General features: G+C 60.8%; 6 protein-coding genes. 2 read left to right on the forward strand and 4 right to left on the reverse strand.

Features of this window, described 5'->3' with window-relative positions; all coding sequences use genetic code 11:
• Window positions 1-7: 7 nt before the first annotated feature.
• Window positions 8-244, reverse strand: coding sequence for a hypothetical protein (locus LGH74_RS11530; protein WP_226175804.1), 237 nt, complete (start codon window positions 242-244; stop codon window positions 8-10).
• Between the two features lie 333 nt (window positions 245-577).
• Between LGH74_RS11530 and LGH74_RS11535 the strand changes: the two genes are divergently transcribed.
• Window positions 578-2,611: a hypothetical protein gene (locus LGH74_RS11535; protein ID WP_226175806.1), complete on the forward strand. Its 2,034-nt coding sequence runs from the start codon at window positions 578-580 to the stop codon at window positions 2,609-2,611.
• A 665-nt stretch (window positions 2,612-3,276) separates the two neighbouring features.
• Window positions 3,277-9,714, forward strand: a complete 6,438-nt coding sequence (locus LGH74_RS11540) for a cadherin domain-containing protein (RefSeq protein WP_226175807.1) — start codon at window positions 3,277-3,279, stop codon at window positions 9,712-9,714.
• Between the two features lie 176 nt (window positions 9,715-9,890).
• Here LGH74_RS11540 and LGH74_RS11545 read toward each other — a convergent pair whose 3' ends face one another.
• The 3 genes from LGH74_RS11545 to LGH74_RS11555 form a co-directional block, all read right to left on the reverse strand.
• Window positions 9,891-10,313, reverse strand: coding sequence for a hypothetical protein (locus LGH74_RS11545; protein WP_226175808.1), 423 nt, complete (start codon window positions 10,311-10,313; stop codon window positions 9,891-9,893).
• A gap of 210 nt (window positions 10,314-10,523) precedes the next feature.
• Entirely contained in the window at window positions 10,524-11,405 is an 882-nt protein-coding gene (locus LGH74_RS11550; RefSeq protein ID WP_226175809.1) for an HNH endonuclease family protein, read from the reverse strand.
• Window positions 11,386-12,928 (reverse strand): tetratricopeptide repeat protein (locus tag LGH74_RS11555; RefSeq protein ID WP_226175810.1); only part of this gene is annotated, 1,543 nt, incomplete at its 5' end. The genes LGH74_RS11550 and LGH74_RS11555, both read right to left, overlap by 20 nt.

Here is a 12,928-nt window from a genome sequence, read left to right on the forward strand (position 1 = left end):
GGGCAAGCTACTTCTTGGGCTTATCCTTAGGCTCCTGCTGCAGGTCGGTGCCGTTGATGAAGTCTTCGTCGCCCTTAGCCAAGCTGTGCAGGTGGTGAATTCCGTCGCCCATCGTTACGCCGGCTTCGGAGTCGATGGTGGGTGAGGCGCTCTGGATGTTGCCGGTGCTGGCGCTGGTAGCGCCTACTGCGCCCTGCGTATCGTCGTTGGCTTTCTTGTCGGTTTTCTTGGGAGTAGTGGCCATAGTTTCAGAAATCAGAAAGTAAGCTGCCGGGGCAGAATAGAATGCAACGCAGGCAAGGCTGGTAGCCGGAAGCCCGCCCTGGCTATACGCACAACAGCGGCAGCAGTTTTTGGGCCGAATAAGCCCAGCCTATTTCCACAGGGCCTGCCGGCGGTTTCGGTCTTTCGGCGAGCTACGTTTTTCCCGGCCAGAGTAGCCGTCGATGTGGCTGTTAGCAAACACATTGGCAATAAAAAGGCTATAAAATTACATTTTTTCTATATAGCTGACTTCTACCTTTGTAGCAAATGCGCGGGGTGGGCTCGACTGCATTATTCGCTCTATCACACTAGTATGCTCAAACACCAACACCTCTATTGCTTTGCCCTCGCCAGTGCCCTGACGCTGGCTTTCACCCAACGGGCACAGGCCCAGGCCGGCAAGAACGGCCCCCTCACCGTGAGCACCGCCAATGTGGTAGTGAACAGCTATTCGGCCCTCACCGCCGATGCCGCGGCCGGCACCACTACCCTGACCGTAGCCAGCACCAGCGGCCTGAGCACCGGCGACCTGATCATGGTCATCCAGATGCAGGGGGCCACTATTAATACCACCAATACCAGCAGCTACGGCGCGGTAACAGCCTACAATAACGCCGGCAACTACGAGCTGGCCGTGGTGCAGGGCATTATCAACGGTACTTCGTTTGGCCTCAGCAAAGCGCTGAGCCGGAGCTATACCGCCGCCGGCAAAGTTCAGATTGTGCGGATTCCGCGCTACACTACGCTCACCATCAATGCTGGCGGCTCTATCACGGGAGCGGCCTGGGATGGCACCACCGGCGGCGTGGTGGCCACCGAAGCGCAGGGTACCACTACCATCAACGGCAGCATCGCGGCTACGGGCCTGGGCTTCCGTGGCGGGGCTACGGCTAATAACGGCGTCAACAACAACGCCAACTACGTGGGCACCGGCAATACTGGTGGTGAGAAGGGCGAAAGTATTGCCGGCTACGGCGCTTCCTACGCCGGGGGCACCCGGGGCCGGGGCGCCCCGGCCAACGGTGGTGGTGGCGGCAACTCGGTGAATGCCGGCGGCGGCGGCGGGGCCAACGGCGGCACAGTAGCCTCTTGGACCGGCACTGGCCGCCCGAGCATTACTACCGGCGCCTGGGCCAACGCCTGGAACCTGGAAAGCGCCGGCTTTGCTACTTCCTCCTCCTCGGGCGGGGGCCGCGGCGGCTACGGCGTGTCCGACAACGACTTGGATGCCCTGACCGTGGGACCCAACCAGGCCAGCTGGGGCCAGTATAGCCGCCCCAACACAGGCGGCCTGGGCGGCCGGCCCCTCGACTACAGCGCCGGCCGCCTCTACCTGGGCGGCGGCGGCGGCACCGGCGATGGCAACACGAGCGTGGCCGGCCTCGGGGGCCGCGGGGGCGGACTAGTCTACCTGCTCGGGGCGGGCTTCGCGGGCAGTGGCTCGGTGGTGGCCAACGGCGCGGCCGGCGGCACTTCCCAAGCCAACAACCCCTTTGCCGACGGGGCCGGCGGTGGCGGGGGCGGCGGCACTATCGTGGTAAATGCCAGCAGCATCATGAATCTCCAGCTGACGGCCAGCGGGGGCGCGGGCGGCAACACCGAGAATACTGTGGACAAAGGCTACGGGCCCGGCGGCGGCGGCGGCGCGGGCTATATCGGCCTGACGCAGACGGCCAGCTTTAGCAACGTCACCATTGCGCTGCAAGGCGGAGCCAACGGGGTTTCCACCTCGCCCGGCCTCACCGAGTTTCCGCCCAACGGAGCCACGCGGGGCGGCGCCAGCAGCTTCGCCTTCATTAGCGCCACTTCCGCGCCACTTCCCGTTACCTGGACGAGCTTCACGGCCGCCTGGGACGGCAGCCGCACCCGGCTGGCCTGGGCCACGGCCACGGAGCTGCGCACCCAGAGCTTTGTTACCGAGCGCAGCACCGACGGCCGCACGTTCACGGCCTTCGGCCAGCCCGTGGCCGCCGCTGGTACCAGCCAGACCGAGCGGCGCTACACCAGCTACGATGCGGCCCCACCGGCCCCGCAGGTGTACTACCGTATTCGCCAGCTCGATACCAACGGGGCCACCAGCTATACGCCCGTAGTGGTCGTGCGCACCCAGCACCTCGGGGACGTGGGTGCCTACCCTACACCCGTGCGGCGGGGCCAACGCCTGCACACTGCCTTGCCGGCCACTGCTACCCCACTGCTGCGCGACCTGCTTGGTCGGAGCGTGCCAGTTTCGGTGCTTCCTGCTGCCAATGGCACCCTCGACGTAGACACGCAGGCCCTGGCGGCGGGCGTGTATCTGCTGTCGGTGCCGGGCGGGGCGGCCCAGCGGCTGGTGGTGCAGGAATAACCCGTGTGGCAGCGGCGGCAACTGCGCCGGCAGCTGCTAGCCGATTTACTTTCAAAGTCCCTGACGGATGCCGTCAGGGACTTTTTTTTGTTGGCTACCAGCTCCGGTTGGCTATCAGTAGCCCGTAGGAAGCTACCGCTCATAGATGGGCAACTCACAGCTGGTGGGGCCTGGGCTACCAGGTGGGTTTATACTTTTCCTACCTGCGCTTTGCCGGCCGCCATTGCTGCCACGCGCCTGTGTCATCTGGTAGCATCTGCAAGTATCGACCCCAGGCCCACGTGAAAAGCCTTAGCTCTGCCAATCCGGCCGGGCAGCTTGCAGGCTCCACGGCAGCCGGGCTTCCGGGCGGAGCCTGCTTATTGAATAATACCATGAAAATCACTCTATACAATGAAATATTTATGTAAAGCTACTCCCCTGGCCTACCTTTGCCAAGTACTTGTGTGTTATTAGGTTTAGTGGCCGTTGCTTCCCAAGAAGTGGTGCTTTACCCCCCTTCTTCGTCGTTTCGCCTGTGCTGCTGCCCCCTACTTGCTTTCCTTCTGCTTTCCGGATAGTTCCGCCTCCCCTTACCGGGGCCGGCTGGGCTATGCCCAGCGCTTAGCTCCTCCCCGATTTTCCGCCTTCGTATTCCCACTCCCTATTCTGCAAAGCTCCTTCATATGAGGAAACCCCTACTGCTCTTACTACTGCTGCTTTCTACCCTGACTGGTTGGGCCCAGGCTCCTACCTGGCAGGGCATTTACTCCACCAACCCCGTGCAGGGCAGCTTGCCGGCCGGCTACAACATCGTCTGCCAGGTGCAGGCTACCGCCCTAAACGCGGCCGGTGATATGCTGGTGGTGGGTACCTACAGCGGCAGCGTCGACTTCCCCAAGGTGGGCGGCGGCAACATCCGGATTACCACCAACGAGTACTCGACCATGTACGTGGGCAAGTGGAGCACTAGCAGCAAGGCCTGGCTGTGGGTTGTGGGTACGCCCGGGGCCTCCGGCTACGACATTGCCGTGAATGGCAGCGACGTTTACGTGACGGGCTCTTATGGCGGCGGTAGCTCTACCATTGCCGGCACCCTGCTCACCAATGCCAACACCATCAACGACAGCGACGGGTTTCTGGCCAAGTACATCGACAACGGCAGCTCCTACACCAATGGCTGGGCGCAGAAATTCGGCGGTTCCACCGTACCCAGCACCGACGCAGGACAGAGCATCGCCATCAGCGGCAACAACCTCTACCTGACGGGCAAGATCTATGGGACCAGCACACTCGCCGGGCTGGCCATCACCTCGGCCGGGCAAGCCGATATGTTCCTGGCTAAGTTCGACCTCACTGCCAGCCCGGCTACTCCCGTTTGGGCACTATCGGGCGGCGGCCCCCGCACCGACCAAGGCTACGCCGTGGGCGTGAACGGCAACCGGGTGTACGTGGGCGGCTCCTTTGCCAGCACCCTGAACATTGCCGGCCAGGCCCTGACCACCCCTGCCCTCAACGACCGAAACATCTTTCTGGCCAAGGTTATCGACAACGGCACTACGTACTCCAACGGCTGGGCCGTGAACAACGGCGGCAGCGCTACCGACGACCTCTACGCCCTGAAAGTAATCGGCTCGGACCTGTTCTTCACCGGGTTCTACGCCCAGGGAACCGCCGGTGCCAGCATTGCGGGCACTACGCTTACGGCCCCCAGCACCAACCTGGAGATGTACGTGGGCAAGTATACCGACGCGGGCACTTCAGCTACGCCGCGCTGGGCTATCGGCGTTCCGACGGCTTCCGGCAGCAGCCAGGGCAACGAGCTGGCGGTAAGCGGGACCAGCGTCTTCGTGACCGGCACTTTCAGTGGTACCGTACCCCTGGGGGGCACCAGCCAAACCTCCGTCGGAACTACCGGCGGCGACGTTTACGTGGCGCGCTATACCGATAACACCACTTCAGCCGTCGGCAACGGGTCAGTCCGGGGCGGCTCCACGGTCGACTCCGACTCGGGCCTCGACCTGGAGATGAGCGGCTCTACGCTGTACGCGTCGGGCTACGCCCGGGCAGGAGCCACCTTTGGCTCGTATACCATCAGCTCCACCGGCATTTCCACGCTGGCGTTGCTTGGGGTGTTGTCGGCTACCAACCTGCCGGCGGCGCCTACCATCAGCGGCATCAACCCCAACAGCGGCCCGATAGGCACCCCCGTAACGGTAAGCGGCAGCAATCTGGGCAGCGCCTCGGCGGCCCGGGTCAACGGCACGCCCGGCGCCATTACCAGCAATTCGACCGGCTCGCTCGTCTTTACGGTGGGTGGGGGCAGCACTACCGGCCCGGTGAGCGTGAGCACCGGCGGCGGCACGGCTTCCTTCGGCACCTTCACTGTCACTTCGTCCAACTCGGCCCCCACGGATATTGCCCTGAGCAACGCCTCGGTGTCCGAAAATGCCGGGGCCAATGCCACCGTAGGCACGCTCAGCACCACCGACCCCAACGCAGGCAACACGTTTACCTACTCACTGGTAAGCGGCGCGGGCTCCGGCGACAACGGCTCGTTCAATATCTCGGGCGCTACGCTACGCCTGACGGCCTCGGCCGACTTTGAAACCAAGACCAGCTACTCGGTGCGCATCCGTACTACCGACCAGGGTGGCCTGACGTATGATGAATCGTTCACCATCACAATAACCAACGTCAACGAAGCGCCTACCGACATTGCCCTCAGCAGCAATTCGGTGGCCGAAAACCAGGCGGTGAATACTACCGTGGGCACGTTCAGCGGCAACGACCCTGATGCGGGCAGCTCGCTCAGCTACTCGTTGGTAACTGGCTCGGGCAGCACCGACAACGCCTCGTTCAACCTCTCGGGCACCACCCTACGTACCTCGGCTAGCTTCAACTTTGAAGTCAAAAGCAGCTACTCGATTCGGGTGCGGGTGTCCGACGGCAACCTGAACTACGAGGAGTCATTCGCGGTGAACGTGACGAATCAGAACGAGACGCCGACCGATATTGCGCTGAGCAGCACCTCGGTGGCGGAGAATCAGGCGAACAACACCACCGTGGGTACCCTGAGCACCACCGACCCGGATGCGGGCAACACGTTTACCTACTCGCTGGTAACCGGCACGGGCAGCACGGATAATGCTTCGTTCAACATTTCGGGTGGCAACCTGCGCACCTCAGCCAGCTTCAATTTCGAAGCTAAGAACAGCTACCTGATTCGGGTGCGCACTACCGACCAGGGCGGCCTCACCTACGACGAAGCATTCACCATCACGATAACCAACGTGAATGAAGCGCCCACCGACCTGATTCTGAGCAGCAATTCGGTAGCCGAAAACCGGCCGACCAACACGACGGTGGGCACGCTCAGCACTACCGACCCCGATGCCAGCAACACGTTTACCTACACGTTGGTAACGGGCGCGGGCTCCGGCGACAACGCCTCGTTCAACATTTCGGGCGCTACGCTGCGCACTTCGGCCGTTTTCGATTTTGAAACCAAGAACAGCTACGCGGTGCGCATCCGCACCACTGACCAGGGCGGCCTCACCTACGACCAAGCATTTACCATCACGGTAATCAACGTGGACGACACGGCCCCGACGGCAAACATCACCTCTACCGCCACCAGCCCCACAGCCACCTCGCCCATCCCGGTTACGGTCACCTTTTCGGAAAACGTAACGGGCTTCACGGCCGGGGGTGTAAACGTAAGCAACGGGTCGGTTTCCGGCTTTGGCGGCAGCGGCACCACGTATACCTTTACTGTAACGCCCGGCACCAGCGGGGTAGTCACGGTAAACGTTCCGGCGAGCGTGGCCATAGATGGCGCCGGTAATAACAACACGGCCGCCCCCCAGTTCAGCATCACCTACAACCCGCCGGTGACCGTGACGAGCATTACGCGTAATCTGCCCGGCGCGGTAGCTACTGCCACTGTAAGCTACACGGTTACGCTGTCGGGCCCGGTAACAGGCCTGACCACCAACAACTTCAACCTAACCGTGGGTGGGGTAGCCGGCTCGGGCGTAGCCAGCCTATCGGGCTCGGGCACTACCTATACCGTGGTGGCCAACACCGGCACTGGCAACGGTACGATACAGCTAAACCTGGCCAACGGCGCGGGCGTTTCCGCGGGCATCAGCAACGCGCCCTTCGCCGGCGAAACCTACACCATCACCAAGAGCTTCACCGCTCCCGTGCTGAAAATTGAGGGCACAGGTAACGGTAGCGGCGGCGACGTAACGGCCTTCGTGGATGAGGTGCTGCTGCTGCAGAACGGCACCAGCACGGCCGTAAGCGGGGCGTTGCTCAACCCCGGCTTCGAAACCTACGACGCGCTGGCGAATACGACCTACGGCTACACCCCGACCGGGGCGAGCTGGACGTTCCTCGGCGGGGCCGGCATTGCCAAGCCCGGCAATGGCTTCAACCCACCCACGCCGCTGCCCGGCGGAGCCGCCGTGGCCTTTGTGCAGAGCGGCGGCAGCAACGGGGCCCTCGAACAAAGCCTGGTGGCACCGGTAGGCATCTTTCAGGTTCGCTTCCAGACGGCCCAGCGCAATTACCTGACGGCCAACCAGCGGCTGAACGTATTTATCAACAACGTATTCGTGGGCGCTATTCTGCCCGGCAGTGTCAGCACCTACGATACCTTCACTTCCAGCCCCTTTACCGTCACGGCGGCGGCTCCCACGGATATTGTCCTGAGCAACGCCAGTGTGACCGAAAACCTGGCCAGCGGCACGGCCGTGGGCACGCTCTCAACGACCTCCGTAACCCCGAGCCAGACGTACACCTACGCACTGGTAGCCGGTTCGGGCTCAACGGACAATACGGCCTTCAACATCTCGGGCAGCCAGCTGAATACGGCGGCGGTATTCGACTTCGAAACCAAAAGCAGCTACAGCATTCGGGTGCGTACCACCAACACTAGCACCAGCCAGAGCTTCGATAAAGTCTTCGCCATCAGCATTACCGACGTGGCCAACGCCACTTACGTGAGCAGCACCACCGAGCAGATTACGCGCGGCGTGGTGCCGGGTAGCACCAACCAGGCAATTGTGCGGGTGGCTGTCAACATCACGGGCACCGAGCAGCCCCTCAGCGCCCAGTCCCTGACCTTTACGACGGCCGGCACCACCAGCCCGGCCAATATCAGCTTGCTGCGGGTGTACTACACCGGCGGCAGCAGCACGTTCAGCACGGCCGTGCCCTTCGCCGCCGGCCAGTCGGGCAGCGGCGTATCCACCTTCACCTTCGCGGCCACGCGGCCCCTCACGCCGGGCGTCAATTACTTCTGGCTGGCCTACGACGTGGCGGCCACTGCCCCGGCCGGCAACCGCCTCGACGCCACGGCTGCCTCTGTTACGGTGGGCAATGTGGCCCGCACGCCTACCGTTACGGCACCGGCTGGCAACCGCCCCATCGTTGTTCCGGGGCAGGTGGCCGGCATGGCTTTGCGCCTTACCGGCGCCGCCAGCGGCTACCTCGACCTGGGCACCACCAACCCAGACCTGGTGCTCGGCCCGCAATACACCCAGGAAGTGTGGGTGAAGCCCACGAGCAGCAGCACCAGTAGCGTAATGGCTGGCATTCTGGGCAATGACACTGGTACCCCCAGCCAGCGCGCCCCCTATATCTCCGTCTCGCCCGACCGGCGGGTGGAAGCTGGCTTCGGCACTACCTTCATCATCTCAGCGGCCAATACCCTGACGCTTAACCAGTGGAACCACGTCGCGGCAACGTTCAACGGCTCTACCCTGACGGTGTACGTCAACGGGGAGGTCATTGCTTCGCTATCGAATGGCAGCCAGCCCGGCACCACGCCGGTGCGCTACGTGGGCACGCTCAGCAGCAGCGCCACCACCTTCTTCCAGGGCGACATCGACGAAGTAGCCCAGTGGACACGGGCTTTGAGCCTAAGTGAAATTCGCCTGCGCCGCCATCTGGTGCTCAGTGCCGGCGGCGACGGGCTCACCTCCTACCTACAATTTAACGAGGCCAGCGGCAACGCCAATGATGTGATGAGCGGCGCCGTATCCTCGCTCACAGGCGGCATCAGCCGGGTAGCCAGCGGGGCACCCGTGGGCTTTGGCACGAGCAGCGCGCAGCTTCTCTCCCCGTCGGCGGCTAACCTTGCCTTCGCGAGTACGAATGTCAATCTGGCCTTTACGGGCGTCACGGGCTCGGGCGACGTAACGGTAACCCGCCTGAGCGGGTCGCCCATGGGCACCCAACCCACCAATGCCAACCTGAAAAACACGTACCTGCCCGCCTACTGGATTATTAACAAGTACAGCGGTGTCACGTTCACTAACGCCAACGTGACCTACACGCTCGGCGCCACCGATATCAGCGCCGCCGATGCCGCCGCCCCGGCAGCCACCCTGAAGCTCTTCAAGCGGGCTAGCAGCAGCGACGGGGCCTTCGATGCGCCCATTAGCGCCAGCGCAGCCAACGCGGGAGCCGGTACGGTTACCTTTCCCGTCACCTCCTTCAGCCAGACCGTTATCGGCACTTTTGGCACTTCCCCACTACCCGTGGAGCTAACCAGCTTCACGGCCCAGCTTCAGGGCCCCGACGCGCAGCTGAATTGGCGCACGGCTTCGGAGAAAAACAGCGCTTACTTCGAGGTGGAAAGCAGCAGCAACGGGCAGACATTCACGAAGCTGGGCCGCGTGACGGCGCAGGGCAACACCAGCACCAGCCACGACTATCAGTGGCGTGATACTCAGCTGGCCCGCTACCAGGCTCCCGTGGTGTACTACCGCCTGCGGCAAGTAGACCAGGACGGTACCAGCAGCTACTCGCCCGTGCGCACGGTAAGTCCCGCCACCGATGCCCCAGCTGGCAGCGGCCCGAAGCTGCTGGCTTCCCCGGTACCTTTCCACGACCACCTCACCCTGACGCTGCAGTTGCGCAAGCCCCTGACCGGCGCTGTGCTCACCCTGCACGACCTCACAGGCCGGGAAGTGCGGCGGCAGCTGATAAGCGCCCCGGCCGGCTTAGCCACCGTAGAGCTGCTGGAAGTAAACGAACTGCCGACCGGCGTCTACCTGCTGCATCTCACCTTCGATGGACAAACCCAGCACGTGAAAGTGGTGAAGGAGTAAAGCCTCTTATGGTTGGTTGGCAAAACGCAAAGTGTGCCCGTAGCAGCCGCTACGGGCACACTTTGCGTTAGAGCGCATCTTCTTCTTACCCTGCCGGCCCAGCACGCAAAAGCCCTTCGGCGGCCCCGCCCCCACAGCGGTGCCCCCGAAGGGCTTTAATAGTATAGCCGGCCGCACTAGCCTTGCAGTACCGTGCGCCGCGCCTCCACCTCGGCTTTCAGAGTGTCATTCTCCTCGAACTGTCTGGTAATGCAGTTGATTTCGTATTTGCGCTTGAACTGAGCTATTACCCCATTCTCACCGGAGGCCTGCTGCTCACCCAGCACGTAGATGCGGTACTCCAGGCGCTTGTACTCCCGCTCGTTTTTCTTTTTCGTATTCCCCTCGGCCATTGTGGGCAGCAGGGCACCCAGCACGTTGTACTCGGTGGTAGCCCCGGTCAGGGCCGCGTTCAGCTCCGTAGAGCGCCCGACCCCCACGGTGTGCAGGTGCTGCAGCTGGGTCTGGCGGTAGTCAATCTCGGCGCGCTCCTCGGCGGCAGCGGCCAGCACCAAGTCGCAGTCGGCCACGGTGGTCAATAATTCAACGGGGTATGCCATAGTTGTAGTGGGTAAAAAAGGTGGATACAATAACTGTAGCGTGGGGCTCTGCCAGCAGCGTTAAAACGCTATGGCTCAACCCGCATTGCATAGGTTCAGGCAATTATTTTATAGACTTTCATTAGATGGGTTGCCCGCCTATAGAGACGCTTGCTAGCGTCTGCTCGTCAGCGCGGTTGAGGAGCGTTAGCCTGCTACTTAGCTAATAGCTTATACCCAAGTCAACGCGGCTGGAACGGCTGCAAACAGTCGCTTTGTCTTATTCAATGACTGGTGCTGACGCTGCATCTCACGCCAAACCGTTGGATGTAGGTAGGATAGGATACTTTGTTTTAAGCCATTGAGCATAACCTGCTGCTCGGCTGCAAAGGTATTGTTCTTGTCCACCAGATGAGGGTCTTGTGCCAGATCTTCCAGGTCAGTCAAGGTAGCAGCGTTCATTACATTCTTGTATTGCTCTAACTGACCCTGATAAAAATTGAAAGCATCTGTTCGTGCTTTTACCAAAGCAGGCCGTTCACCAATTTCCAGTACGTTTAACGTGTGCTGGGCTTTGGCAATTTCGCGTGGGTTTGTAAGCGTGGGGTGGGGAACGAGGTGGAAAGTCTTACCGGTAATGTCGAGAAGTAGGTAATACAACGGGTCATCCACACGCGGGTCGATAAAGGCGGCATCCGTGGAGGGCGGCAGCTTCTTGCGCTGCAATATCACAGCAGTTGCTGACTTCGCCGGTGCGAAGACGGCAAACTTGTCGAGCTTATAGTGCGTGTTGCAGGTTTTGCAGGCCAGCAGGTAGTTCGGCCATTGAAAGGTGCGCTCCGGGAAAAACGACTTCGGATAGACGTGTTCAATGTCAGTGGCTTCGTTGTGCTCACAATAGTTGCACAGTTCGGTACTCACGCACAGATCAATCAGCGCTTGTTTTACTTCATCAAAGGCAGGTTTCCCGCCCTTAACACTGCTCTTGGTCTTCCAAAGCTCTTGTGCCCGCGTCACCTGCTCCTCAATCTTTAAGCCATCAATAACGGCTTGCTGGCTGGCCAAGTGTTGTAGCGTAGTCGTGCCCGGCGAACTAGATTTCAACTTCAGCATCGACGGAAGAGGATAGTTGCCGTAGTTTGCGGAGTTCCGCCAGTTCGGCGGGCGTAGCCTTACCCACTGCTTCCTTGGCACTGAGGCGCGCACGTTTAGCGAGCATCTCCGTAGCCTCAACTGCCTGCTCCACTTCCTGTCCGCCGAATAAGCCTGTACCGTAAGCATCCAGAACGGTACCTAGCCGCAAAGTCTCCCGCATAGTACCCGTCACTTCCTCGGCTTGCTGCCCCTGCCCAGGTGTAGGCAGCCGCCAGATGCTACCTGTGGTTTCGGTTACGGCACGGCAAATAAGTGGGCTGTGGGTAGTGACAATAAACTGGAGTTGCGGGAAACACTTCGTGAACCATTGCCCGATGCGCGTCTGCCACGTGGGATGCAAGTGGGTGTCTACCTCATCGATGAGTACCACACCAGGTAGTTCGATAACGCCGTGCATGCCACTAGGCGGGAAAACGGCCGGTAAGCCATATACTCGGATCAGTTGGCGAATCAGTTCAAAGGCCAAGCTTAGAATGGAGCGAAACCCATCAGATAGTTGGGTAACGGTTACCGTCTGACCGTTGGCATCCTTAAAAATTGGGCCATCCGCCGACATACCTTTAAACTCGGTACCAGTAGGCAACAGCTTGCTTTCATTGATAAAGGTTCGTAGCCGTAGGGCTAGCCAATCGTTTTCATCTAGAGGCAGCTTTTGTGAAGCAATAACCTCAATGACAGTGGCAGAGCGCTTTGGTAGGACTGCTCTCTTGGTCTTGTAATCTTGGAATAACGCGGTGGCCTCTGTCAGCCGGTTAGTAGCCTTAAGCAGTAAAGCAAGATTGTTAAGGCTGGTGGCTACGTTGGGATGATCAGGGCCAAAGCTGGCTTCATCAATGGCCAATGCCCGACGCATCAGCGGTTCGGCCTCAGCTAGCCGATTAGTAGCCTGGAGCAATGAAGCAAGATTACTGAGACGAATAGCCACCTTCGGGTGGTCAGGGCCAAAGCTGGCTTCAGTAATAGTTAATGCCCGACGCATCAGCGATTCAGCCTCAGCTAGCCGATTAGTAGCTCTAAGCAGAAGAGCAAGATTGTTGAGACGAATAGCTACGTTGGGATGATCAGAGCCAAGGCTGGCTTCATCAATGGCCAATGCCCGACGCATCAGCGGTTCGGCCTCAGCTGACTGGTTTGTGTCCTGAAACAGCTGAGCAAGATTGTTAAGGCTGATAGCTACTTCGGGGTGAGCAGGGCCAAAGCTGGCTTCATCAATGGCCAATGCCCGACGCATCAGCGGTTCGGCCTCAGCTAGCCGATTAGTAGCCTGGAGCAATGAAGCAAGGTTATTAAGGCTGATAGCTACGCTGGGATGATCAGGGCCAAAGCTGGCTTCATCAATGGCCAATGCCCGACGCGTCAGCGGTTCGGCCTCAGCTAGCCGGTTTGTCACCTTAAATAGCTGAGCAAGGTTATTAAGGCTGATAGCTACGCTGGGATGATCAGGGCCAAAGCTGGCTTCATCAATGGCCAATGCCCGACGC

It is taken from the genome of Hymenobacter lucidus, from assembly GCF_020447265.1.
In the GTDB taxonomy this organism is placed as follows: Bacteria; Bacteroidota; Bacteroidia; order Cytophagales; family Hymenobacteraceae; genus Hymenobacter; species Hymenobacter lucidus.